The sequence below is a fragment of the Dyadobacter sp. genome (genome assembly GCF_039919315.1).
Lineage (GTDB): Bacteria > Bacteroidota > Bacteroidia > Cytophagales > Spirosomataceae > Dyadobacter.
The window spans coordinates 83,364-108,714 of sequence record NZ_JBDSFX010000024.1 but is presented as its reverse complement, the minus strand read 5'-3'; the positions used below and the strand labels follow the sequence as shown (position 1 = coordinate 108,714).

Annotated in this window: 26 protein-coding genes; 16 read left to right on the top strand and 10 right to left on the bottom strand. The window is 45.0% G+C overall.

The window, feature by feature from the left end:
• Nucleotides 1-87 precede the first annotated feature (87 nt).
• Nucleotides 88-771: an AAA family ATPase gene (locus tag ABIO93_RS07465; protein WP_348066079.1), complete on the bottom strand. Its 684-nt coding sequence runs from the start codon at nucleotides 769-771 to the stop codon at nucleotides 88-90.
• Nucleotides 772-807: 36 nt separating this feature from the next.
• On the opposite strand from ABIO93_RS07465, the gene ABIO93_RS07460 reads away from it, so the two are divergent.
• Together ABIO93_RS07460 and ABIO93_RS07455 are read left to right on the top strand one after the other, a co-directional pair.
• The gene (locus ABIO93_RS07460) at nucleotides 808-981 is read left to right on the top strand and encodes a hypothetical protein (protein WP_348066077.1); all 174 of its coding nucleotides are present in this window, start codon (nucleotides 808-810) and stop codon (nucleotides 979-981) included.
• Between the two features lie 462 nt (nucleotides 982-1,443).
• Entirely contained in the window at nucleotides 1,444-1,980 is a 537-nt protein-coding gene (locus ABIO93_RS07455) for a hypothetical protein (RefSeq protein ID WP_348066075.1), read from the top strand.
• 477 nt (nucleotides 1,981-2,457) lie between these two features.
• On the opposite strand, the gene ABIO93_RS07450 is transcribed toward ABIO93_RS07455, so the two are convergent.
• Nucleotides 2,458-2,742, bottom strand: a complete 285-nt coding sequence (locus ABIO93_RS07450) for a hypothetical protein (RefSeq protein ID WP_348066073.1) — start codon at nucleotides 2,740-2,742, stop codon at nucleotides 2,458-2,460.
• A gap of 298 nt (nucleotides 2,743-3,040) precedes the next feature.
• On the opposite strand from ABIO93_RS07450, the gene ABIO93_RS07445 reads away from it, so the two are divergent.
• Nucleotides 3,041-3,667, top strand: coding sequence for a hypothetical protein (locus ABIO93_RS07445; protein WP_348066071.1), 627 nt, complete (start codon nucleotides 3,041-3,043; stop codon nucleotides 3,665-3,667).
• 43 nt (nucleotides 3,668-3,710) lie between these two features.
• Here ABIO93_RS07445 and ABIO93_RS07440 read toward each other — a convergent pair whose 3' ends face one another.
• Together ABIO93_RS07440 and ABIO93_RS07435 are read right to left on the bottom strand one after the other, a co-directional pair.
• Nucleotides 3,711-6,341, bottom strand: a complete 2,631-nt coding sequence (locus ABIO93_RS07440) for an ABC transporter permease (protein ID WP_348066069.1) — start codon at nucleotides 6,339-6,341, stop codon at nucleotides 3,711-3,713.
• Between the two features lie 20 nt (nucleotides 6,342-6,361).
• A complete protein-coding gene (locus ABIO93_RS07435; protein ID WP_348066067.1) occupies nucleotides 6,362-6,697 on the bottom strand; it encodes a helix-turn-helix transcriptional regulator in 336 nt (111 codons plus the stop codon).
• A gap of 314 nt (nucleotides 6,698-7,011) precedes the next feature.
• Between ABIO93_RS07435 and ABIO93_RS07430 the strand changes: the two genes are divergently transcribed.
• The 9 genes from ABIO93_RS07430 to ABIO93_RS07390 all read left to right on the top strand — a co-directional run bounded on the left by ABIO93_RS07430 (nucleotide 7,012) and on the right by ABIO93_RS07390 (nucleotide 14,375).
• Nucleotides 7,012-7,332 (top strand): metalloregulator ArsR/SmtB family transcription factor, encoded by a 321-nt coding sequence (locus ABIO93_RS07430; protein WP_348066065.1) that lies wholly within the window; start codon nucleotides 7,012-7,014, stop codon nucleotides 7,330-7,332.
• The gene (locus ABIO93_RS07425; protein WP_348066063.1) at nucleotides 7,329-7,829 is read left to right on the top strand and encodes an SRPBCC domain-containing protein; all 501 of its coding nucleotides are present in this window, start codon (nucleotides 7,329-7,331) and stop codon (nucleotides 7,827-7,829) included. The genes ABIO93_RS07430 and ABIO93_RS07425 overlap by 4 nt, the downstream gene beginning before the upstream one ends.
• Nucleotides 7,830-7,837: 8 nt before the next feature.
• Nucleotides 7,838-8,458, top strand: a complete 621-nt coding sequence (locus ABIO93_RS07420) for a YdeI/OmpD-associated family protein (protein ID WP_348066061.1) — start codon at nucleotides 7,838-7,840, stop codon at nucleotides 8,456-8,458.
• Nucleotides 8,459-8,581: 123 nt separating this feature from the next.
• Nucleotides 8,582-9,814: a PQQ-dependent sugar dehydrogenase gene (locus ABIO93_RS07415; RefSeq protein ID WP_348066059.1), complete on the top strand. Its 1,233-nt coding sequence runs from the start codon at nucleotides 8,582-8,584 to the stop codon at nucleotides 9,812-9,814.
• 103 nt (nucleotides 9,815-9,917) lie between these two features.
• Nucleotides 9,918-10,832, top strand: coding sequence for an AraC family transcriptional regulator (locus tag ABIO93_RS07410; protein WP_348066057.1), 915 nt, complete (start codon nucleotides 9,918-9,920; stop codon nucleotides 10,830-10,832).
• An 81-nt stretch (nucleotides 10,833-10,913) separates the two neighbouring features.
• Nucleotides 10,914-11,810: an alpha/beta hydrolase gene (locus ABIO93_RS07405; protein WP_348066056.1), complete on the top strand. Its 897-nt coding sequence runs from the start codon at nucleotides 10,914-10,916 to the stop codon at nucleotides 11,808-11,810.
• A gap of 168 nt (nucleotides 11,811-11,978) precedes the next feature.
• Complete coding sequence (locus tag ABIO93_RS07400) at nucleotides 11,979-12,479, top strand: hypothetical protein (RefSeq protein WP_348066054.1); 501 nt, start codon at nucleotides 11,979-11,981, stop codon at nucleotides 12,477-12,479.
• A 55-nt stretch (nucleotides 12,480-12,534) separates the two neighbouring features.
• Nucleotides 12,535-13,101 carry a sigma-70 family RNA polymerase sigma factor gene (locus ABIO93_RS07395; protein WP_348066052.1) on the top strand — a complete coding sequence of 189 codons (567 nt, stop codon included), beginning with the start codon at nucleotides 12,535-12,537 and terminating at the stop codon, nucleotides 13,099-13,101.
• Between the two features lie 2 nt (nucleotides 13,102-13,103).
• Nucleotides 13,104-14,375, top strand: coding sequence for an outer membrane beta-barrel protein (locus ABIO93_RS07390; protein WP_348066050.1), 1,272 nt, complete (start codon nucleotides 13,104-13,106; stop codon nucleotides 14,373-14,375).
• Nucleotides 14,376-14,397: 22 nt separating this feature from the next.
• Here ABIO93_RS07390 and ABIO93_RS07385 read toward each other — a convergent pair whose 3' ends face one another.
• Nucleotides 14,398-15,588 carry a cytochrome c peroxidase gene (locus ABIO93_RS07385; protein ID WP_348066048.1) on the bottom strand — a complete coding sequence of 397 codons (1,191 nt, stop codon included), beginning with the start codon at nucleotides 15,586-15,588 and terminating at the stop codon, nucleotides 14,398-14,400.
• Nucleotides 15,589-15,814: 226 nt separating this feature from the next.
• Here ABIO93_RS07385 and ABIO93_RS07380 point away from each other — a divergent pair, with 226 nt between their 5' ends.
• A complete protein-coding gene (locus ABIO93_RS07380) occupies nucleotides 15,815-16,426 on the top strand; it encodes a gluconate 2-dehydrogenase subunit 3 family protein (RefSeq protein ID WP_348066046.1) in 612 nt (203 codons plus the stop codon).
• Nucleotides 16,427-16,438: 12 nt separating this feature from the next.
• Nucleotides 16,439-18,154 carry a GMC family oxidoreductase gene (locus ABIO93_RS07375; RefSeq protein ID WP_348066044.1) on the top strand — a complete coding sequence of 572 codons (1,716 nt, stop codon included), beginning with the start codon at nucleotides 16,439-16,441 and terminating at the stop codon, nucleotides 18,152-18,154.
• A 4-nt stretch (nucleotides 18,155-18,158) separates the two neighbouring features.
• On the opposite strand, the gene ABIO93_RS07370 is transcribed toward ABIO93_RS07375, so the two are convergent.
• The 3 genes from ABIO93_RS07370 to ABIO93_RS07360 all read right to left on the bottom strand — a co-directional run bounded on the left by ABIO93_RS07370 (nucleotide 18,159) and on the right by ABIO93_RS07360 (nucleotide 21,369).
• A complete protein-coding gene (locus ABIO93_RS07370; protein WP_348066042.1) occupies nucleotides 18,159-19,121 on the bottom strand; it encodes a TraB/GumN family protein in 963 nt (320 codons plus the stop codon).
• A 236-nt stretch (nucleotides 19,122-19,357) separates the two neighbouring features.
• Complete coding sequence (locus ABIO93_RS07365; protein WP_348066040.1) at nucleotides 19,358-20,089, bottom strand: rhamnogalacturonan acetylesterase; 732 nt, start codon at nucleotides 20,087-20,089, stop codon at nucleotides 19,358-19,360.
• Nucleotides 20,090-20,223: 134 nt separating this feature from the next.
• A complete protein-coding gene (locus tag ABIO93_RS07360; protein ID WP_348066038.1) occupies nucleotides 20,224-21,369 on the bottom strand; it encodes a TlpA disulfide reductase family protein in 1,146 nt (381 codons plus the stop codon).
• 165 nt (nucleotides 21,370-21,534) lie between these two features.
• On the opposite strand from ABIO93_RS07360, the gene ABIO93_RS07355 reads away from it, so the two are divergent.
• Nucleotides 21,535-21,921 (top strand): transcriptional regulator, encoded by a 387-nt coding sequence (locus ABIO93_RS07355; RefSeq protein WP_348066036.1) that lies wholly within the window; start codon nucleotides 21,535-21,537, stop codon nucleotides 21,919-21,921.
• A 95-nt stretch (nucleotides 21,922-22,016) separates the two neighbouring features.
• Here the strand turns inward: ABIO93_RS07355 and ABIO93_RS07350 are convergent, their stop codons facing one another.
• A complete protein-coding gene (locus tag ABIO93_RS07350) occupies nucleotides 22,017-23,261 on the bottom strand; it encodes a hypothetical protein (RefSeq protein ID WP_348066034.1) in 1,245 nt (414 codons plus the stop codon).
• 218 nt (nucleotides 23,262-23,479) lie between these two features.
• Between ABIO93_RS07350 and ABIO93_RS07345 the strand changes: the two genes are divergently transcribed.
• The gene (locus tag ABIO93_RS07345; protein WP_348066032.1) at nucleotides 23,480-24,283 is read left to right on the top strand and encodes a pseudouridylate synthase; all 804 of its coding nucleotides are present in this window, start codon (nucleotides 23,480-23,482) and stop codon (nucleotides 24,281-24,283) included.
• A 16-nt stretch (nucleotides 24,284-24,299) separates the two neighbouring features.
• Here ABIO93_RS07345 and ABIO93_RS07340 read toward each other — a convergent pair whose 3' ends face one another.
• On the bottom strand, nucleotides 24,300-25,226 hold the full coding sequence (locus ABIO93_RS07340; protein ID WP_348066030.1) for a polysaccharide deacetylase family protein: 927 nt from the start codon (nucleotides 25,224-25,226) through the stop codon (nucleotides 24,300-24,302).
• Nucleotides 25,227-25,351 lie beyond the last annotated feature (125 nt).

Here is a 25,351-nt window from a genome sequence, read left to right as displayed (position 1 = left end):
TGCGTAACTTAATCTGCATTAATAAATTAGGTCTGCCGAAAACCTGTTTCGTCGACGAATGGCATTTGTATTTCGTAATGGCCGGGCCTATTGCAATTGCGCCTCCCTAATCAGCCGCAGGCGTTCATCGACAGTCGTGTCGCCTCTGATTTCAAGCACTTTGCAGGTAATTTGAGTTAACCAATTCTCATGTATCCGAATGTTCCTGCCCGTGAAATCCACATCATCATACTTTGATGCCCAATCCAGAAACTCCTGAAATAGCTGCCTACGCTCCGCGTCTGTGTAAATCATGTCTCCATAACGTTCCTCTTCCCTTTCCACCAAACGTTGGAGCCTGATCTCTTTTGGGATATAAAGAAACACGACCAGATCGAACATGGCCGCCCAATGCTTTCCCCAGCTAATCAAAGATCCGCCAAGTATCCAGTCATTTTGGCGGGCGAGGTCGTCCAGGAGCATTTGATTCCGGAGTTCCGCGTTTCGCTTTACTGTGTAGGGTGTTTCAGCCGGTTCCCAGAAATAGTCGTCCGTATCGAAATAGGGAATCCCCGATTGCTTTGCCAGGGCCATACCCAATGTGGTCGATCCCGCACAGGATGCGCCCATTATGTGAATTTTCATGGTTTTGATCGCGAGGTTTTTTGCAAAAATATGGAATGGGGTATAGAGCCTCCGCACGCCCTTGATTTTTCGCACCATACAAGCGAAATTTTTGAGATCTGACAAATACAACTCAAATTTTTGAAGCGTCTCTGTTGTTTTTTCCACAAAACATTGTTTTTTTAAACATAGAAACAAAAGATCATGAGCCAAACAGAAAGAAATCAATTTCTCGCTGCAATTCAAGATAAGAAAAAACAGCTGGCAGGGAAACAGAAAGAATCGCTTTCTTTTCTGAAAGAGGCTGGGATTGTCAACAAACAGGGAAAACTACGAAAAGAGTATAAAAACCTATGTATTCCACAAGAGCAGGCCTGATCTTGGGTTTTCATGGATGTGAACTGCATCAAGGGTTTCTTCCTCCCTCGCGAATACGATGAAAATTATGCAAAGTATAACTGATAGTAAAGCTCACCAGGTTGCACCTTACCAATTTGGCCATGCTTATGTCGTTGATTCGTATTTGAAATGCACCCCAGGCAATGGCCGATTGATCAGCCCAAATAGCTAACCTCAATGTGAATTTTTAATAGTTAAATTTACATATAGCAAAAAAATACAATCCTATTCCTTCTGCTTTAAAGTTCAAAACCATAACTAAGCCCAGAAATCCACCTTTGAGTCTTGATAACCGTTTTTATGTTAAACAACAAACACAGAACAAGAGGGGGAAAGGCAATAGGTGAAAGTTCTTGGTTTTGTACAAGGAGGTGGGACTTTGCCTATTTCGATCTGAAGAAGCAGCCTTGCATCACAAGGGATAAACGAGGATATATTACAATGGGAAAAATTATTAAGACTGCTTTTTTAATCGCAATTGCTATTTGGTCATGTAAGGCCAAAGTAGATAGAGATCACCTAGTTTTCAATAGTAGTGTCGCGGAAATAGAAAACAGTATTCTATTGATTGATAGCATATTAGTGAGCTTTCCTGAAACAAAGAAAAATGTAATCAGGAGTTTTTATTATAAAATTGATGAAGGTGACACACTGTTATTTATAAATTCAGAAAAAATCGGCAATATACATGACGTTGATACATCCTTGATCGCAACTACGCTCAATGTGACAAGAAATCAAGCAACAAAAGTTATAGATGCTTCCTTAATTTTGCTCCGTAACGATGTAAGTCATCGTCTTGAAGATCAATGTGGATGGATTTATGTGTACAAGTATAGTAATGAACGTGGTGAATTCAGGCCATTAGTTTATTCACGTGACTCTCAGTATATAAGTCAACTTGCTGATGGCCAGTGTGGCTACAATATCATTGATCGAAAAGGCAAGCTAGTTCTTTTTGAGTTTTCTAGGCCGTAAAATTTGTTTTGCCATCGACTATTAACTGAGATTAAGTCAATGGTTAGTGATTATTAGCAAAGTTTTCTGGACAACGCTTTGCAGGTCAAGCCAATAAACAAGAGAGTCGCAAATAACCTCCCTCTCCTGCGACTTGTGCCGGCGGACGCCAGGTGCGCTAAACCCGTCCAGAAGTGGCTTAAATAGCCGTCTCACCAATCAATGTACCACTTACAGGCTCGTGATTGAGTTTACAAAACATCAGATTTTATCCCCACTCCGGATTTTCGAAAAAAAAACATATGCAAATTTGTATTCGCAATCCTAACTGCATCAAGGGTTTCTTCCTCCCTCGCGAATACGATGAAAATTATGTGAAAGTATAAGTGACAATAAAGCTCACAGGCTCACACCTTACCAGATTGAATTACACGTCATTTTTTCAATACTAAGCAAAAAAGGCAATCAGCTCCTCGCCGATTGCCCCGTCTTAGTCTCTTACTTCTCCATCTTCCCTACGTCCTGGAAGAAAAACACCAACTCACGGAAAGACACGAATCTGTCACTACCTCGGGGATCGTAACCCGACTCCTGCACAAAAACCGTGTAGCCCGTGTACATCTGCCAGAGATCTTCGATCCAGGTCGCAGCGTCGCATTGAGAGAGCAAATCCTGTACTTTGCGGCCGTAGGCCTGCCGGAGCGAGTCCGCAGACGCGCAGTCCGCAGACGCGTAGTCCGCAGACGCGCAGTCTTCCGACTCGTCATTTTGAATTGTGTGCATTGGACTTTGTTTTTAAAAGGATTTAAAAAAAGCCCTGTCTAAGGTGTCCTTACGCAAACAAAGTGTGCGTCCGGGGGGTTTTCACCACACCCGCACCATAACAGGGCAAAACTTCTGAGATTTTTCATTGGACTTTGTTTTTAAAAGGAATGCGAATATTCGGAGGATTTTGGAGGAAAGCAAATTTGGTTAGGGGGATATTTTTCTACTCAAAAAAAATAAACCCCTGGTTACAAATAACCCTCAGACATTCAAAAGAAAGTTCTAGCTTACATCTCCAATCATCAAAAACTCACGGATGAAAAAATTATTACTACTCAGTATTTGCTTGCTATTAACCGGAAAATCCATTGGTCAGGGCGTTCACTCGCTTCCAGACCGTCTTTTGACCGCTAATATCGGTTTCGGCAAGGCTGGTACCGGGGATATTTATGGGGTACAGGTCGGGTTTGAATACGAAAAAAAGTTTCGTCCAAGGCTTTCGTGGTCGACGGAATTCACAACCACTATTCATGATGGTTCTGAACTTTTTCTCGTACAAGTGGAAGGTCAGCCGCAAGAAGATATGTCATACCGATTCAACACTACGGGAATGCAATTAGCTGGGAAACTGGGTTATCACTTCCTGAGGCAGAAAAGGGCTGATTTTGGCGTCAAACTTGGCGCATTGGCCCGGTATCAGACAAGTTCATTATCAAGCAACGAAATTCTTTTTCCCGCACTCACCGGATATCCGTTGCCTGTAAGAATCCTTAGAAACAATGAGCCCCAACGTACCATCGCGGCGGGAGGATTATTCCAGCTCTTTGGACGATACACTTTCAAGCGAAACATAGCGATTGGTGCTACGGCAGGTATGCAATTCGATACAAACGGAGATATTATTTTTCCACAATTTTCGCTGACCATTGGTAAACGGTTTTGAACCAGGCACGGGTATTTAAAAAATAAATACCCGGCCAAGCATATCACTCGCTCCGCAAACTCTTCACCGGATTCATCAATGCCGCCTTGATACTCTGAAAACTAATGGTAAGCATCGCCACCGCGAGCGCCATACCTCCTGCCGCAGCGAACATCCACCAGGAAATACTGATTTTATAGGCAAAATCGGCCAGCCAGCTATTCATACTGTACCACGCGATGGGTACTGCAATGACAATGGCAATGATGATCAGCTGGATGAAATCTTTGGCAAGCAGCCTGACAATGCCCGTAACACTGGAACCCAGCACTTTGCGGACGCCGATTTCGCGGGTGCGAACTTGGGCCGTATACGCTGCTAGACCAAATAATCCCAGACAGGAAATCACAATGGCGATCGCTGCGAACAGGTTGAAGAGCACGCCACTTTGCTGTTCGGCTCTGTACAGATCATTAAAAGCATCGTCCAGAAAAGCATAGCTGAATGCAAAATCACCATTGTATTGTTTCCATGAACGTTCGGCTGCTGCGATCACTTTCTCCGCATCCTGACTTTTTGTTTTGATATAAATCCGGTTGGCTTCACCAGCATCGTAGAAGAAAACAGCAGGATCGATTTTCTGCCTCATCGATGTGGTGTGAAAATCTTTGACTACACCGATAATGGTACCTTCCCGATCCCAGAGCTTAAACCGTTTTCCAATCGGATCCTTTATCCGGCTTGCTTTAATAGCAGTCTCATTCAATATAAAATGCGAGGAATCGGAAACAGAACCTGTAAACCCGGCACCTTCTGTTAGCTGCATTTTAAAAAATGACATAAAATCCTTATCAATAGCCATCGGGCGCGTCATCATCGTTTCCCCCTGCTCCTTCCCATCCCACTCATTACTACCGGTCTGGCTACCAATCCTGACGATGTTTGAATTCGCGCGGGTAACGCCTGCGACGCCTGGCTGACTAAGTAAATCCGCTTTCACAGCCTCATAATGGTTCCCCATATTTCGCATTGTGAATGACAGAACGTGGCTTTTATCGTAGCCCAATGCTTTGGATTGAATGTATTTCAGCTGCGTACTGATCACAAAAGTGCCAATGATGAGAATGACAGAAACGGCGAACTGTGCCACTACGAGCACTTTTCGTAACGCAACGTCGCCAATTCCTATCGATGCTTTTCCCTTAAATGCTTTCAGCGGATCAAAAGAAGACAGCAAAAATGCCGGATAAATACTGGACACCGCCAATGTTCCCAAAAGTGTCAATCCGATGATTTTCCAGATCTGAAAATTAGTCAGATCAAAAGCCAATTGTTTGCCTGACAGCTCATTATAAAATGGTAGCAATGTATAAATAAGGGTCACAGCGACTACCGACGATATGCCGAACACGAGCGCAGTTTCAATGATAAATTGCAGGAAAAGTTGCTTTCGCGCCGCGCCCACGATCTTGCGCATACTCACTTCCTTCGAACGAAGCATAGCCCGCGCGGTGGACAAATTAACGTAATTAATGCAGGCAATGCCAAGGATCAGTAATGCAATGATCATAAACATTCTGACGGTTGAAATGCCACCATCCGATCCGTCGGCTTTATATAAATGTTTGCTGGCAAGCGGTTGCAAAAGGTAGGTAAGGTCGGTATCGTCGGCTTTATTGCGTAAATGGATGTTCCGAAGCTTGTCGGCCAGGTTAGCAATATCTTGCCCGGGTTGTAAAAGCAGGTAAGTACTGTAATTGAACTGATGGAAATCATTATCCTTATTTCGACCATCCTGCCTTCTGCTGTACATATCTTTGAACAATTTGCCGATCGGCAGGAACAGATCGCCCTGAATGGTCGAATTCTTGGGAAAATCTTTCACCACGCCACTGACCGTAAAATTCACTTTGTTATTTGCTGCGAGAATTTTCCCGATCGGGTCTTCGTCCCCGAAGTATTTTTTTGCGGTGGTTTCAGTAAGTACCACAGAATTATCATCCGAAAACGGCTTTTCAGCATTCCCTTTGATGAGATTGAAATCAAAAACAGAAAACAGACTCGGATCGGTGAAAGACGAGTTCTCTTCGTTGAAAACCTTGTCCTTGTACCTGAACAAAATATAAGAATCGTTGTACGACATTCTCACGCCATCCTTGATCTCAGGCAACTCCCTTTTCCCCAATACTGCGATGGGAGCAACCGTCGAAGTCCATATCTGCTTGCTGGAACCCGTTCCGACACGGTTTTCAAGTTTATAAATCTCGTCAGATTGTTTGTGAAACCGGTCAAAACTGAGCTCATCCTGTACCCACAATAAAATCAGGATCCCTACGCCCAGTCCCAGGGTAAGTCCGGCACCATTGATCAGGGAATAGAATTTGTTTTTCAATAAATTACGCCAGGCGATCTTGAAATAGTTTTGTATCATGGCTATACTCAGTAATAAAGGTGAAGGATATTCATTTTTTTGTCTTTTGATAAATGCAGGCCTCATATACGCCATTGTTTCCAGCCAGTAACGTCTGCGGGCGCTGGCCTTCCCGTGTATCCGCATCCGTCGCTCGTACCGCTCGTGCAGGTCGCCCATAACGTGCTCTCGCAGGTGTGGGGCCATGAGCCACTCCACGAACCGGGTCAGGTGCTTCGGCGGCTGGCCGGGTGTTTTATTTGATGATGATCGTTCTGATTTCATAGCGTTGTTTTGCTCGGCGATCAGTTCCAGTCCAGGCGAATTGTGGGCAGGATCCTGTCCCACAACCTGTTGCGAACCGCTCTTGCCTCTTCCAGGATTCGACCGCCCAGGGCTGATACAGTAAATAGCCGCTTTCTGCGCCCGCCCCTTTCGGCGGTGGCCTCTCCCCACACCGACCGCACATATCCTTTTTGTTCGAGGCGTTGAAGAGCTGCATGTACTGCTCCGGAAGTCACCATATTGCCGGTTTCCCGTTCAAGTTCCTCGGCAACGGCCACGGTGTAGGCATTGGGCGACAGGGCTGCCACTGTTAGCAGCACCACTTCTTCAAACTCGCCTAAATCACTTCTTCTCATTGATCGATCAGGTCTGTGCTTTGCAATGATATATATAATCTCTTTCGGTATAACAAATCGTGTGCCAAAATTGAAAAGTGCCGCCATAATCTCAAATGGGCACTATTCCTACCTCAGCCTGATACGATTTGTCCAGAATCGGACATTTAACGTTCACCTTTGGACAGGGAAAAGCAACTCATTTTGCTTCTAATCTGAGCAGTTTTCAACCTTTTCTCTAACTTTTTGAAAAAAAAACAGGAAAACTTTTGCGCAACCGAAAAGTTGCTCATATATTCGCAACCGATTAGTTTCTTAAATATAAGAACAGACCTATGAGAAGAGATATTTTTCAGGCCATAGCGGACCCGACCAGACGGGCCATCATTGCGATGATTGCGCTGCAGGCGATGACGCCTAACGCCCTCGCCGATCACTTTAACATGACAAGGCAAGGCGTTTCCAAACATTTGAGAATACTGACAGAATGCGAGCTGGTACATCAGGAATTCCGAGGAAGGGAAATCTACTACCAACTCGAAATCGCCAAAATGAAAGAAATTGATAAATGGCTGGAACAATTCAGGAAGATTTGGGAAAACCGTTTTGATCAACTCGACGAACTATTATTTAAACTCAAAAACAATAAATCATGAACAGTAACCTGCAATTTGACTTCCTTGTGGATAAGGAAACCAACACCATCACCGTGAAACGTGAATTCGCCGCCAATCGTCAGCTCGTTTGGTCGGCCTACACGGAGAGCGAATTACTCGACCGATGGTTCGCCCCGAAACCCTGGAAAGCCAAAACCAAAACGATGGATTTTCGGGAGGGAGGTCACTGGTTGTATGCGATGGTCAGCCCCGAAGGAGACGAGCATTGGGGACGAATGGACTATGTGAAAATTCAGCCAATTACGAGTTTTAATGCACTGGATGGCTTTTGTGACTCGGAAGGTCAGCTCAATCCGAATTTACCAAGAGCCAACTGGCAGACCAGCTTTGAAGATTTTTCAGAAAATACGATTGTAAACACCATCGTAACCTATCAATCCCTGGGCGATCTGGAAACGGTCATTCAAATGGGTCTGAAAGAAGGATTGGCGCTGACTATGGAAGGACTGGATGAATTATTGCTGACATTAAAATAGCTTTCGGAATGGCCACAACCAATCAACAAGTCGCCGACTACATTGCAAAATCACCGGATTTTGCGCAGCCGATCCTGGAACATTTACTTCAACTCGTGCACGATGCATGCCCGGATGTGAAAGAAGTCCTGAAATGGGGCATTCCGCATTTGGATTACAAAGGTGAAATGATGTGCATTCTGGCGGCCTACAAGCAACATTGCTCGTTTAGCTTCTGGAAAGCGTCCTTGATGAATGATCCCAGGTTGCAGGAAAACGCCGATTTGGAAGCGTCGCAGCGGTTTATGGGAAAAATCAAGAGTTTGTCAGATTTGCCACCGGATGCCGAGCTGGTCGCTTTGATCAAAGAAGCAATGTCGTTGAATGATAATGGTATCAAATTAAAACCGCGGAAGTCGGACAAACCGGAGGCACCGAAAGTTTTAGAAATACCCGATTATTTTGCAGAAAAATTGGCGGCAAATCCCGCAGCGAAGGAAATATTCGAAACCAAACCGGCCTCATTTCGGAAAGACTACCTGGTCTGGATCATAGATGCCAAATCAGAAGCCACGCGGCAGAGCAGAATAGAGCAGTCATTGGAGTGGATTGCGGAGGGAAAAGGCAGGTTTTGGAAATACAATAAGTGACACGTTCTTGAATTATATTGATTTATTTTGATCGTAAAATCGACCTTTGCAGTTATAAGTATGGATATATGCTAAAATGACATATCACCGGTCCGATTTCGAAACCTATTAACATCAAGAACAATGACTAAAAGTATTTTGCTGATCATCGCAGGAGCTACTTTGGCTTTTGCGTCCTGTCAAAAAAAGACGTCAGAAACATCCGACGCTGCTCAAACCGACAGTACGGCGGCGCCTGTTGAAACCCAAAAGGCCAATTCCGATTACAAACCTGCATTCGAGGGGCAAACCAGGATCGCAGGCGTGAAATCAACTACTCCTTACGAAGGCAAGGTTTTGAACAGTGACCTGAAAAACCCGTGGGGAATTACGACGCTGCCGGATGGTCGCCTGATCATCACTGAAAAGGCAGGAACAATGCGCATTGCGACTACTGCCGGCGTAGTAAGCGCACCCATTACCGGTATTCCCGCAGTGAATGCCGAAGGCCAGGGCGGTTTGCTGGGTATCCGTGTGGACCCTGAGTTTGAAAAGAACAGACTGGTATACTGGGTATTCGCAGAAGCTCGCCCCGGCGGTAACCTGACTTCGGTAGCGAAAGGAAAACTGTCAGCCGACGACAAGAAAATCGAAGGCGCGACTGTCATTTACCGCGCCACGCCAGCATTTCCGAGCAATCTCCATTACGGTGGACGCATTTTGTTTGACAAAAATAATGACCTGGTCATCAGTACCGGCGAACGTTCGGATACCGTTTCCAGGCCACAAGCACAACATTTGAATTCCAGCCTCGGAAAAGTGATCCGCATTACCAAAGACGGTAAACCTGTGGCAGGTAACCCGTTTGAAGGCAAAGCAGGCGCGAAACCCGAACTGTACTCTTACGGACACCGCAATGTGCAGGGACTTGCATTTCACCCCGTAACAGGCGATTTGTGGGAAGTTGAATTCGGGCCAAGAGGCGGCGACGAGCTAAATCGCATTGAAGCAGGAAAAAATTACGGCTGGCCTACCATTACTTACGGAATTGAGTACAGCGGCAAGAAAATCGGTGACTCTATCCAGGTAAAAGAAGGAATGGAACAACCTGTCTATTACTGGGACCCGGTCGTTTCACCGAGCGGCATTACGTTTTATAGCAGCGACAGCATTCCTGAATGGAAAAATAACTTGTTTATCAGTGGATTGAGCAGCATGCACATTGCCCGGCTTGTCATTGAGAACAACAAGGTAGTGGGCGAAGAAAGGCTGCTTTCGGGCGAAGGACAACGTTTCCGTGACATTACGCAAGGCAAGGACGGCGCGTTGTATGCCGTTACCGATCAGGGCCGCCTATACCGCGTTTACAAAAAATAAAAGGACATTCGTAAGTATTTCAAATGGTCATTAAATTGTTGTCGATCGCCCAACAGCGAGTGGCGCGATTTAATGACCATTTGTATATCTCTTTAAAAAACGTATGTACTTCACAAGCTTGCCTGATCATAATGCTGCCGGATTTAATGAGGAGGCCCATTTTGGGCAGTTCAAAAAGCACAATGTGATTTTCAATGCAGTCAGTTCGGACAGTCATTGCGATGATCATGTGGGCTGTTTGTCATTTAAGACCGTGCTCAGCGGCGAGGAATGGTACGGGATCGGTCAGCGAAAACTGGCTGTAAGACCAGGTTTATTCCTGATATTGAACAATGAGCAAAATTATTCCTGCCGGATCGATGCCCACGAAAAGGTGAGGTGCTTTTCGATCTTTTTTAAAAATGATTTTGCGATTTCCGCATTCCGCGATCTGCTTCAAAGTGAGGAATCTTCACTGGACAATCCGTTTCAGCAGACTGGAATATTACCCGAATTCTTCCAGACGCTCAATCAAATCACACCAGAAATTCAGCTGCATGTTTTGGGACTAATCAGGGACCTCAACCAGCAAGGTTACAGCGATGCCATGGTAGACGAACACCTTTTATATTTTATGCAAGAGCTCGCGCGCACCTACCGGGCAGATGTGAGAGCCATGAATGAGGTGGAAGCCATCAAGTGCAGTACCCGAAATGAGCTATACAAACGTTTGTGCATTGCAAGAGATATGCTTCATTCGTCCTACGCCGCCAGTCCGGATTTGAATAGCCTCAGTCGGGAGGCATGCATGTCCATTCCACAACTAATCCGGCAGTTTAAATCGGTCTTTCGGCATAGTCCCCACCAATATTTAATGCGGATCCGACTGATGCGTGCGGCGGAATTGTTAGTAGGGACGAATTTAGCAGTTGCCGAAATTGCCGGTTCCTGCGGATTTGAAAGTTCCAGCGCATTCAGCCGGGCATTTAAAGTCATGTATCATGTCCAGCCTATCCATTACCGAAAAGCAGGGTTGTAAAAATTGAGAATTTTGGCACATTGTGTCTTCCATTCGTGCTGTAATTTCATCGGCAGTATTGATCTAAAATCATTAAAGCCATTGAAAAACATCATTTTCGCATTCGCTCTCATCCTCGTTTTTCAGTCTGCCCACGCTCAGGACGAGGTCATCCCTCTATATTCACAAAGCATCCCGGATTCGAAAACCCCACCGGTCGGTTATGTGGAGCAAACCGACAGTTCAGGGCTGATCAGTCAGGTAACCGTCCCAACATTGAGCGCTTATTTTCCTGCCAAAAAATCTTCATCGAGAACTGCTATGATCATCTGCCCAGGTGGAGGATATTTTGTGTTGTCTCCAAAGAAATGCGTCGAAATTGCCCGTGCCTTCACTGAAATCGGCATTACTGCCTTCGTGCTCAAATACCGCCTTCCCAGTGATCAGATCATGAAAAATAAATCCATCGGCCCATTGCAGGACGCTCAAACCGCTTTAAAAATCATTCGTGAAAAAGCCACAAAATATGGTATTGACCCGGACAAAGTAGGCATGATGGGCCTTTCGGCGGGAGGGCACCTGGTATCGGCTGCCGGAACCCAGTTTGATCGAAAAGTCATAGAAAACAAAGAAGGCACCAGCGTCCGGCCCGATTTCATAATACTGCTGTACCCTGTGACCATTACAGACCCGCAGGTACCGAGGACGAGGGAAAACCTGATCGGCAAAAACCCCTCGCCCAGCGCGCTGAATTTTTACAGCACCAACAAACACGTGACAGCTCGTACACCTCCGACTTTCCTCATCCACGCGCTCGATGACGACGTTATTCCGTTGAAAAACAGCTCACTATTTTTTGACGCATTGCTGAAAGCCGGTGTAAAGACGGAGATGCACCTGATCCAATCCGGTGGCCATGGTTTCGGCTTATATGATTTGAAAACTAAAATGCTCTGGTTCGAACTATGTCGCAACTGGCTGACTGAAAACGGATTTTAATGTTTCAAATAGCTTCATTTACCGCGCTAAACCTGACTATGCAGCGCTTTTCCGCAGAACCTGTGCTGTGTGATCCTGTTTCGGGTTTATAAATATTTTTCCCTAAAAATGTAGCGTTTCGCATCCCATTTCCGACATGGGTACAAAACAAACATTAGCTGGAAAAACATGAAACAAATCAAGATTACCGCTTCAAGCCTGTTCCTATTTGTAGTAGCGACGTTCTTACTATTTGCCTGTAACGACAAAGACGCTGCCCCACTAGGCGATCCAAAAGAGCTACAGTTACAGACCAATGCCGAAGAATTTGCTCGCTTACTGGCAGCCCGCGAAAAGCACGAAGGCCCCACTTTCGAAATCAAAAACCTGAAACGCGAAGGTAATGTCCTTAAAATCATTGTAGAAGGACCTGGCAGCGTCGCCAGTTATAAGGTGGTTTGGGACGGCGTTCTGCTCGAATCCTATCCGGCGCAGGCGCGTATTGTGCTCGCGTATAGCCAAACAGGCGAAGTTGAGCATACGGCTATTCTGACCCACGAGCTGACTGTTGACCTGAAAGAACTTTTCGGACCTAACATTGACCCGAAAGATGTGACAGTAAATGTTTCGAACGGTTCCCAACCTATCGACACTGCCATTGATCCTAATGGTTCGGTAAGCAACAAATAATTACTAATCGATTGCCTGTACGGTTCGCCCGTACAGGCAATGTTATGTTTTTAATGTGGAATGGTTATCTGATTGTACAGCTATTGAGCAGGCATGGATTGAAAGGTGCGCAAAGCGTGACCCAAAGGCGCAGGAATACCTATTCAAACATTTTTTTGGCTTCGCAATGGGTATAACCCTGAGATATCTCACCCATACCGATCTTGCCCAGGAAGTTGTCAATGATTCTTTTCTCAAAATTTTCAACCAGCTTCCCAAACAGGTCAAAGAGATCAAATCGTTTCGCGGCTGGATGCGCAAATTGATCGTGAACACTTCCATTGACTATTTCAGAAAGGAAAAGCGACACTTCTTTTTCGCCAGTCTTGACGATACCATTCCCAATTTTTCTACCCAGGATGATCAGAGCGACCACCAAAGCATTAACGATATCCTGCTACTGATGAACCAGTTACCGCCTCTATGGAAAGTGATTTTCAATTTAAATGAGGTCGAAGGATATAGTCATGAAGAAATTGGAAAGATGCTGAAAATACCCGCGTCATCCTCACGTGCATACCTGACGAAAGCCAAGCAGAAACTGCGCGAGCTGATTAATTCACAGAACCGAATCATTAAATAACCATGTCAGAAAAAGCACCTTTTGACAGAAAAACATTAGATGGATTAAAGAATTACAACATTCCTTACCAGGAAGGTTCATGGGATCATTTTGAGATATTCAGAAAGAAAAAAGACGACAGAAAGCGTTTGATATTCTTTTTCTACAAGATCGCAGCAATGCTTTTCCTTGCATTAGCTGTCGGCTGGGGCGTTAATAAACTGGTAGTAGATCATTCAAAAACCACAGTTGCAGGAAAACATCTACCTGAAAGTAAATCAATAAAAACCGCGGAACATTCACAATCTGACAGCATTCAAAATCCGGCCAATTTCTCAGTGGCTTCGGCCCCGAAAAGCGAATTAGCTTCAAGAAATTTGACTGTGATTCCAGAAAATAAGAAATCATCTGTCGGAATTAACGGCTCGCATCAGGTTTCAGATTTGACAGATCAGAAATTTAGTGATTATTCCAATACAGAAACCGGGGTAGTTGCCGACCAGGATTTGAGTTACCGACAAAATTCGGACTACGAATCATTGATTGCCAAGCAATTTACATACTTGGCTGTACAAATCCCAAAGCCCTTTATCCCATTCAGAACGAATGACTTACCAGAAGAAGCACCCAACCATTCTTCGCGGCTTGGGTACAGTATGGTTTTAAACCAAAATGTCAATCGCGCGACCAGCTCCTTGCCCGGATATAGTTTTGGACTCGGCGGGCTTGCCGACATTCCATTGTCCAAAAAAATAGACCTCAGTACCGGACTGAGTTTCGGCCAGCAATCGCTGCGGATACAAAAGGAAAAAGTAGCTTTCAGTCAGGCCCAAAGCGGAATCCCGCACCTGGACCAGGTAGATTACAGGTGGCTTCATGCGGAGATACCCCTGAATGTTCGCTATCGAATGCTTCCAGCCCGGAAATGGAACATTTACGTTTCCGGCGGATTGTCCGCACTCGGTACTTTCGGCCAGAAATTTGATTATACATATAGCAACAGCCGTGTTTTGACAACCGTCACTTATCTTGAAAACGGTTCGCCCATCGTGAAAACACAAACACTGGAAGAGACAAGTGTGGTAAGAGACGATCGCGTCCGTGACAAATTTGGCTTTGGATCGACAATCAATTTTGCATTGGGCTTCGATTATCCATGGAACGCGACCAACCTTTCTGTTGAGCCATTTGTGAAGTATCCTATTGGTACATTAACTTCTGAAAATCTGCAATTTCTGAGTCTTGGGATTCAGCTAAGATGGTCCATCGTTTCTTCTGGAAATTTCAAAAAGTAGATTCTGGAATGATCATTCTAAATCATCGCCCTGATACCGGCAGGCCGCTGGGTACTTTGGCCGGAATGGTGTTATCGAACGAGTCGTCATTCAATGCATTCAGAAACTCCACGATCCGGTCAATGTCTTTGAACTTCACATTCATCTGATTGATCAGCGTATCCATTTGATACATTGCCACATTCGGATTTTCTATTTTTCCACCGGCCAGGTCCTCATAGAACAACAGCACCTGATCCAGGGTTTTGAAGGCGCCGCTGTGCATATATGGGCCTGTGTAGCGTAGGTTCCGCAATGTAGGCGTACGAAATCCGTAATTTTCATTACCGCCGGTGTCACTTTCCTTCCGGTTGCGGGTATCAGGAACCCCGAGCGTGTGCAATTTAAAATCCGACAACATAGGCCCGGAATGACATTTGGCACAGCCCGATTTCAGAAACAGGTTTAGCCCTTCTTTTTCACCAGTGGTAAGCGCGCTGCTGTCGCCTCTCATATATTGGTCAAACCGGGAATTGTTGGCGATTAATGTTCTCTCGTACGATGCAATGGCTTTGCCCAGATTACCGGCATTGACGGGATCGCTTTCTCCATTGAATGCACCCGAAAACAAACTGCGATATTCGGGGATGTCCTTCAACCTTTTAACAATTCCTTCCACGACCCGATCTTCCTCATACCCGTGTCCCCTCATTTCTTCAAATGTCCTGATCGGGAAAAGTGCCTGTTCTTCCAGGCTTTTGGCACGCACGTCCCAAAACATCACAGCCGATTCGGGGTGATAGGGTTCATCATTACGGATGCCGTTAAAAGCCACATTCAAAAGACTTTGCGAATTTCGTTTGACGAAAGGAATGTCATTGGGATCTGGGAAAACACGCTTCGAACCCCTCCCTACCCCATTCACACCAATGGACGTTTCCAGAAACTCAGCATAACTGAATTCAGGCTGATGGCAGGTGGCGCAGGCTACATCCCTATTGCCAGATAATACCGGGTCGAAGAACAGCAACCGGCCGAGTTGTACCTTCTCCGGGCTCGTCGGATTACCGGGATGATCGGTAACAAACCGCGGCAACGCTCCCAAATCGGCGATAGTTTCTGTTTCAGCCTTCTCTTTCGGTTTGGAAGTTTCCTGACTGCGCCCACACGACCAGCCCGTCAGAAGTAGCAACGTCCAATAAAAACACAACCCACTGTCAAACAATTTACGCATACCCAAGTACCTGCAAGTCAAAACATTTCTTGTAATGCTAAGGCGGGACTGGTCTAGTTTTAACCATGGCAACGAATAATTTTGTACGCTCATGATTTTTTAACAATGACATTTAGAAAATGATCATTAAAAAAAGGTACTTCCCCGCTTTTACCACAGTCCGGAAATTTGTCTGTTCGGGAATCAAACAAGTGTTCAGTCCACCGTCGATATCAAATCAAAAAAAATGAACAGAAGAGATGCTATTCAGCGTGTTGCCTTCCTGATCGGAGGAACATTTTCGGCGCCGACACTGCTGGCAATGAATCATTGGGAACTTGACCCAGGTAAGGGCCGCGCATCTTTTGCTGATTTCAATGTTACCGACCAGCAAAAACAAATTATCGCCGAGGTGGCCGAAATGATCATTCCCAAAACCGCGACTCCCGGCGCGAAGGATACCGGCGTGCCTGCATTCATCGTCATGATGTTGCAGGATTGCTACAAAACGCCGGAGCATACCAGTTTTTTGGAGGGCGTGAAAAACCTCGAACAAAAAGGATTTCTAACACTGGATGCACCGAAAAGGACGGAAGTTCTTCAACAGGTTGAACGTGATACAGTTGAACAAATGAAGGCTTATCAGGTCCAGCAAACGAAAATGGGTGACAATGACGACAGGGAACAAATGGCGGCACAAGCCAAAGGCGTACCTTATTGGCGGTTGATGAAAGAGCTGACTATGCTTGGCTATTTCACTTCCGAAGCCGGCATTAAAGCATCCTTCGACTATGTTCCGATACCGGGTCGGCTCGAAATGATCCAACTGAAACCCAATCAAAAATCTTTCGCCTACTAGCCCGCTACCCCCATGAACCTGAATTTAAAAGCACAGAAAGCCAATACATATGACGCCATCGTGATCGGATCGGGTATGACCGGCGGCATGGCGGCCAAGGAACTTACCGAGCGTGGCATGCAGGTGCTCATGATCGAGCGCGGCCGGGAGGTGAAGCACATTGAAGATTATGACACGGCGATGAAAGGCCCCTGGGAGTTTGCGCACAGAGGCAAAGTGTCGATCCAATCCGCCGAAGAATACTGGGCAAACAGCCGTTTCGGTACCCTGGCCAATGAGGAAACCGGTGCGTTTTTTACCGACGACAAGAAAAATCCATACATTGAAAAACGCCCTTTTGACTGGATCAGGGCGTATCATACGGGCGGTAAATCGATGCATTGGGGACGGCAATCGTACCGGATGAATAAAAAAGATTTCGAAGCGAATGCAAAAGAAGGCATTGCCATCGACTGGCCGATCCGGTATGAAGATCTGGAACCCTGGTATACACACGTCGAAAAATTTGTGGGTATCAGCGGCCAGGCGGAAGGCTGGGAAGTGTTGCCCGACGGACATTACCTGCCTGCGATGCCAATGAGCGCGCCGGAACTCTATTTCAAGGAGACAATGATGAAAAAACTGAATCGCCCCGTGACGATCGGCCGCATTGCTAACCTGACCAAACCGCAGCCCTGGCACACTGACCTGGGCCGTGCATCCTGCCAGTATCGCAACAAATGCGCCAGAGGATGTCCTTATGGTGCCTATTACAGTTCATTGTCCGGCTCCATCCCGGCCGCGCGAAAAACCAATAAACTGACCGTTTTACACGATACCATTGCCAGCGAGATTATTTATGATGGAAAAACAAAAAAGGCAAAAGGTGTTCGCGTGATCAACCAGAATACCATGGCCGTGGAAGAGTTTTTTGCTAAAATCGTGTTCCTGAATGCCGGTTCAATGAATTCGGCAGCATTGTTATTGAACTCAAAATCAAGCCGTTTCCCGACAGGGCTGGGTAACGACAGCGACCAGGTAGGTCGTAATATCATGGACCACCACCTCGGCGTCGGCGCGAATGCTACGGTTGACGGATTTGAGAAAGATTATATATTCGGTCAACGACCCAATGCACTTTATATACCGCGGTTCAGGAATTGGGGAACGGATAAAAAAGATTTCCTGCGTGGCTATGGCTATCAGGGAGGCGCAAGCAAAAGTGACTGGAAGCGTGGGATCACGATGGACGGTTTCGGAGCAAATTTCAAAGAAGATATGACGCGTCCGGGAACCTGGACAATGGGCTTCGGCGGTTTCGGCGAAATCCTGCCCGATCCTTCCAACCGCATGTTTTTGGATAAAGATAAAAAAGACAAATGGGGCATTCCGATGATCGTTTTTGACGCTGCATTTGGAGAAAACGAGCTGGCCATGCGGAAAGATATGATGACTTCGGCGGTGGAAATGCTGGAAGTAGCCGGTTTTAAGAACGTTTCCGGGTTCAACCGCCAGGATACGCATCCGGGGCTGGGGATTCATGATATGGGAACCGCTCGCATGGGAAAAGACCCAAAAACGTCCGTTTTAAACAAATTCAATCAGGTACACGACTGCAAAAATGTATTTGTAACGGACGGCGCTGCGATGGTTTCCTCATCTTGCGTCAATCCATCCATTACCTACATGGCGATGACCGCGCGCGCTGCACATCATGCTGTGGGCGAGTTGAAGAAGCAGAATTTGTAGTGTTTTACTGAAACTTTCGTAACAGGACTGGCTCCACCGTGTAACCTTTGGAACGCAACAATGCTATCACACCGGTATTGTACCAAAGGTGCGCGGCTCCCACAGCAATTAGAGCACTTTTCTGAGAGATGCTTGACTCTATTAACGGCATCCAGCGATCATTCCGCTCACGAACTGTATGGCTGTTTAGGAAAGACTCTTTTTCAGGATCCGTCTTGGTTAGTTTATAGTCAAGGTTCATCATCTTGTAGTCATGAAGAAATTTCCCCACGGTGTAAGTGGTATCCGAAATATTCCAGCCAGGATCATTTCCTCCTTTGCTTAGTTCCACGAAGGACGACAGTATTTCCCTGCCCCGCTCCTTATTTGTATCATCAAATTCAAAGTTTTCGATGTGATCCAGGGCCAGCGTATTCATTTGCTTATCCTTGAAAATCTTGAACAACTCGCGGTCCATACAAGGTTTCTCGTTGGGATTATTCTTATCAGTAAGCAGTGTCATTAAAATGGCGCTGCTCATTTCCGCTACATTCATTTCCAGCGCCTCTTGGTTGTTTGTGATCCCTTCGCCTACCTTGGCTATAAAAAATGAGTCCAGGGTCGCATACTGTTTCGGAGTTAATAAGTCAACTGCCCGGAGATTAACCTTTGACCGGTTTTTGATATCCATTTCCCTAGTATTGCCAATGATCGCGCGGTCATTATCCCCAAACAATTCCGTCACCAATAGTTCCGAAGACTCGATCACATCTTTGATTTCGGGAAAAGTATAAAGCCAATCAGCCGAAACAATGTGGTTAATCCCCAGAAGATAAGATGGCTTCGATAAACCCGGTTTTGAAATCTTCCAGAGAATGGTTCTCGGATTAGCGCGGTCGACGGCATTAAAAGTAACGGCCAGTCCATTGACATCAGCCTTTTGAAAGACGAAAAGAATAGTCAGAATGCAGATAAAATTAATTTTCATAATTGATCGCTGCTCATGTAAATACGTTTCTATTCACGCAATCATTAAAGGTTTTTATTGATTTGATTTACCTTATTTTGATGTGATAGGTTCACGGTGATAATAATCCCAAAGTTGGGCATAGTCTCCGACTACGTCCGAGTGATCGCCGGTCTCCGACCGGCAGGAGCACAATATACGAAAATCGGTCAGAGACCTGATGTCGCCAAGACGTAGTCAGAGACTACGCCTAACTTTCATTTACTTTTCCGAATCCGCAGGGTCAAATCTATTTTTTGCCTTTTCAAATCCGCCAACACCAATTCCGCCATTTTCCTCGCGCCAAACTCACTGAAATGCGTGTTATCTTCTTTACCCTCAGGATAATTCGGATGTTCATCGGGTTGCAGGTGCAGGAACAAAAATTTGGAATTTTCAGGACCCATTTTCTGCAATAAATCCTGGCTGAGCTTGTCCAGATCAATGTAGGGCAGCTGATTTTTATTCGCTACGGCACGTACAAGTTGTGAGTAGGCAGCATGCGTATCCACGATTTTTCCGGAAGCATCAAAACTTCTCCGGGCCACTGGCGTTATCAATATCGGAATAGCCTTCTTAACCTGACTTTCATCGATAAACTTTTGCAGGTTCTCCTGAAACTCAACCTCAGTCGTATAACTTTTCTTCGTTTTCACCTCATCATTATGCCCAAACTGGATCAGGACGTAATCACCTTTTTGCAGCTTGTCGGCAATGGGCTGCCAACGATTTTCTTCAATAAAAGTGCGGGTACTGCGCCCATTCATCGCTGCATTGACCACGGCAACACTATCATCAAAAAAATAAGCAAACGGCATTCCCCATCCCGTTTCCGGATAAGCGCTCACCTGCTTGATAGCGATTGTTGAATCTCCGATTAGGTAAACGGAGAGCTTACCTTCTGGTGAAAAGCTTGTCATTAGAAAAAAAGCGAGAATGAGTGTTTTCATTAGTTTATGTCAAATTTGTTAGTCATGTCAATATCCCCGTCATAATAGACATCCCGCAGGTTTTCACTCTACCATCTTCGTCATCACAATGGTGTAGTGATAATACATTGAAAAATCCCAACCTCCCGCCTCGGTTACTGTTGCTCCATATAGCTTGCAACTTTGTAGTCAATGGCATCCTTGCCCTGATGTAGGCCCACCTGCTTATCGATCAGTTTGCCCTGCGAATCCAGCAAAACCCATACCGGAATGGCATTCAGATTGTATTTTTTGTCCAGCTTCACAAATGAGCTGTCACGTGTCATGAGCAGTTGAGACCATGGCATCTTTTCTTTTGCCACAGCACTTCTCCATTGATCCTCTTTCCGGTCAATGGAAATACTGGTGACGCTGAGTTTGTCTTGATGATCAGCGTACAACTTCTTGATTTGAGGAATTTCCTGTCGGCAGGGACCACACCAGCTCGCCCAGAATACCACCAAATTGTACTTATCAGGATCAAGTACCGAGCTGGTTTTGCTATTGTCAGGCTTTTTCAGCGCAATGTCAGTTGGGAAAATTTCACCCGTTTCATTTTTGTAACTAATGTATTTATTTAAGTTTCCAAACAATGTAGAACGGTGAACTGATGCGTCAAAGAGTGACAAAAGATGTTTCAAATCCGGATCTTCAAAATTCGACTTTTGCCAGTCCAGCTGCCGCAGGAGGTGTATGGAAGCCGGGTACTTTTCGATGATTGTCGTGTTATATGCGACTGTTTCAACTGATTTTTTTGGACCCGCTTTAAAGTTCATCATTTTATAGCACGCCTCAGTTTGCACATTCATGTTTGTGAATTTCAGCGCAATCATTTCCTTCTTTTTAACAGCAGATGAAGTATCGACCGTAAAATTCATTGTACCTCTGTCGACATAAAAGTTGCTCATAAAGGTTTTGCTACGAAATGGATTCTTGTAACCCAGCAACCAATATGGGTTTGATGGATTACCTGTGGCGTACAACATCGCCGCTTCAAACGGCACGAAATTCTTACTGGGGCTGATTGACAGCTTGAACTTTCCATTCTTAACGAGCGTCGAATCCAGGAATGCTTTGGTTTCCTGATCTCCCAGATACACCTTTTTCCCTTCGAGGTACGAGTGAGTATTTTGTAAATCTACCTGAATGACAACTGGTTTATTGGCGATGTAAGTCGTGGCAATCAGGTAGCCTGCCAAACCGGTCAGTAGCGTCACCACTAACAGTCTTACTTTTTTGTTCCGAATGATGATGTTTCTCATAATGACGATCAGGCTATTTAAAACATGCAGAAGAAATTTGATTGTAATGATAGCAATAAATTTATATATAATTTATTTGTATATAAATTTTGTAACCGCAAATATTAATCGGGCAGTAAAAAGCGGCAATTATCCTGGTAAGTATCGAGTATCATACCTCAATCTATGAGCACCGTAACTGTAACACCCATAAAAACGGCATTGGATTATCAAAATGCCCTTCATCGAATCGACGAATTACTTATTTTGGCCCCAGCCCCTTATTCTGAATTGGATGATGAATTGGATGTCATAAGTACCCTGGTACACGCTTATGAACAAACGCACAATCCTATACCCTGTCCTGATCCGATTGATGCACTCAAATATCTGATGGAAGAAAACGGTTGGAAAAACAAAGATTTGGAGCAATTCATCGGACCCAAGTCAAGAGTATCTGAGATACTTAACCGGAAGCGGTACTTCACTTTGCAGCAAATTCATAATCTTCACCGTCACTTAGGACTACCCCTGGAAATATTTATTAATGAAAAAATCTTCCAGGTAGTCTAGTACAAGAAAATATTTTACCTCCCTATCAAAAACGGCTACATCCCGTAGGTATGCAGCCGTCCATTCAGTTTAGTTTAAGAATTGTGCATGGATTTTTACCTGAATCCAAACAGGAATGGAAACAGGAAAGTCACAATAATGGCCCATAGGAAGTAGATTGGCAAATAATAGGCAATCGATTTACCGACCCCAATGATGTTGCCTTTATAGTAAAGTACCTTAAAAAGTTGGCCGGCCACCAGGAGCAAATTGATCAGGATCAGGACATTACTACCTAGTACCGCAGCGCGATTGGGCGTAATCCCCCACTCTGAGATCCGGAACAAGATCGCCGACAATGCGATACCATTAACAAGGATCGTGACGGCAGATAGCAGCAAAAGCACCCAAATTTCAATCTTAGTGTCAGTTGTCTTCGATGTTTCGGCTACGGAAAAGAAAATAATAGCCAATACCCCAACCAGTAATGCGTTGAAAATCAATAAAAACTCGCGGTCGTTATAGGGATCCTTGCCAGAATACACCATAGCCACGAGATAAATCACCAGCATCACCAAAACCAGCGGACTGAATATTCTGGCAATGACAGGTGATACTTTACCTACTAATTGCGGGTTGGTCTGTGTAAGGTAAGTGCCGACTATGGGTGCGGCCGCAAGCCCGAAAATGCCGAAATATTTGAAATAAATCTCTTCAATTTTGAAACCAATCAGATTGAAAAGATTAATGGTTATGGCAGTCATCATGAAGCCCGATATTAAAATAAGACCGGTCATGACGAGCAGATCGCCATTATACCGTAGATATCCAAGCCGCTTTTCGACGTCATTTCTCTTTTCACCTACGAAAGTAAAAGCCAAAATCCCCCACAGGAATAGCGCAAGGTGAATGCACGACAAAACGAGGGTATCGCTCTCTTTTACATTGGGAAGTAAATTAATGAAAATTGAACCGGCCAGCATCGCAGCGGCTATCAAAGCAATTTTACCGACCGACAATTTGTTTTTCCAGGCGAAATAGGCCGACAATGCTGGAAATATCACAAAACCAATGTTTCTCGAATAGAAAAACTCCTCATCAATCCCCAGAATTACTGGCATCTTGGCAATCAAACCTGCTACTATCGAAGCAACGATCACAAATACCAGGTCCTTACCAGTGCCCCAGGAAATTTCCTCGTTCGCAAAATTGAGTCGCTCATTCCAAAAACCAACCAGAGCATTGTCTTTCATCTCCGGATACAACGCTTTAAATGAGCGCCTAAAAGTGGGTTTGTCGGTCCGGTACAATCTTTCGAGCTGCCGGGGATTGTCGAGATTCAACAGGATTTCGTCTTTCATAAAACAATGTCGTGATTAAGTCGGTGATTTAAAAGTACTTTGTGATACAAAGTAAATAATTAATCGAGATCATTTCCAAAGCAATTTCAGTTTTTTTTTCGCTGATTGGCAGCGCCATATCAAACAGCACGCCGGGTACTTATAATTCGCTATTTTTGTGGGCGGATACGAATCAGGTATTCCACAGTATTATTGCAAATGAAGTATATACATCACTTTTGTTAACACCCACCATTTTATCGGCAGACGATTTCTTCACACCTTTTGAGGAAGTAATAACTGGTTATCTTTTACCCGATAAGTTTACCTATCCATTTAACTATCAACCGCATCCGCTCAGTTTGCAGGCGGCTGAAATGTTACAGCTACACCTGCAAAACCAGCAGGTATGGCAACATAATTTTGGATTATCGTGTGATAACGGGGAAGTGATCGGTAAAATGTTCGGCGTGCTGGTGGTGGAAACGGCGCAGCATGAGATCGGTTATCTTGCAGCCTTTTCAGGAAAATTGGCTGGGGGAAATCATCATTCGAAATTTGTACCTCCTATTTTTGACGGCGTTGCAAAGGACGGTTTTCTGAATGCCGGCATGACAGAACTCGCCAGGATCAATGATGAGATCAGATTGCTCGAAGAAAAGCAAGAAGAACAGGCAGCATTACAGATTGCGAATCTGAAAATCTTACGAAAAAAACATTCTGTTTCCCTCCAAAATGAGATTTTTGATCAGTACCACTTCTTAAACCAGGCTGGTGAGCTGCGAAGTTTGCGTGAAATCTTTACGGATGCGTCTTACAAGAATCCTCCCGCTGGTGCCGGTGAATGTGCTGCGCCGAAGTTGTTGCAATATGCTTTCCAAAACAAGATGAAACCGCTGGCGATGGCGGAGTTTTGGTGGGGAATGTCCCCCAAGTCCGACTACTGGAAGCACGGCCATTTCTATCCATCGTGCCAGGAAAAGTGTGCGCCCATACTCGCCCATATGCTAGCGGGAATTGAAATGGAGGAAAGTCCGGCCTAGCTTTCGAATGTCCCCCTTACGGATTTATAATAGTCGCTGGTATTTCCGGCTCCCCGTCACAGAAACTCTCCGGTTTCCCCTGTGTCAATGCCCATCTCTGGATCCATGAAATTCCTTCCGGGCCAATGAACCGATCCTGCGAACGATATGCGGGATGCGCAAGTACTTTTTCCATTGTCACAAACTGATACCCCTCCTTTTCCAATCTGGCGAGCAACGTTCCCAGGAAAATGGAATTAATCGTATTGGCATGAGTCAGCAAAACGTGCGGAATAGGGTGATGAAAAAGAGAATCAGCCTGCGATTCGTAAAAATGTACCGAAGCCATCATGTATTCAATATATTGTTTACCAATGCTTTCCGCCAGGACATTGTCCTTTTTAAGCAGTGCTTTTTCATATGCCGCTGAAAAAAGATAGTCCCTGTTGTTCATCGTAACGGGAGCTTCTTTATAGCCCGACTTGGCAAGAAATACGGTAAGAGAATCCATTTTCCCGATAGTATTGCCACGAGCAAGGTACGGGTGCCGAAAATAATGGAGTTGCTTATTATACCTTAAAATCAGTGGTTTTAGAAGTTTTTCGCCTTCTGAAATGTCCCGCTGATACATAACAGCCGACATAGCATTGTAGCCCTGGTGCGTGAAAGTATGATTTCCCAAGTCAAACCCGGCATCCAGCCAGTGTACCAGTAATTTCAGTTGGTTTTGATCTGCTACCGATCCATTCATAAGCTTCTCGCCAATCACAAATCCGATCGCAGGTACCTGATGCTGTTGAAGATGTGAGAGCAAACGGCGGGTTAATGAATCGCGGCTGCCAGCGGTTTGATGCAGATCAGAAACAGTTGGTAGGTCGTCGATGGTAATGCAGATTTGCTTTTGAGCAAGAATTGATAAAGATATGTTCGTAAGTAATATTAGCAGCAGCATTATTGATCTCATCAGTCGAAACGATATAAATGGGTTCAATTAAAACAGCAAAAGTTAAGCAATGTTTAATGAAGCGCTCGTTTTTTATTGAGTTTGTAAACTGTACTAAGTCCAAAGAGGATTACCTTGCCATTTTG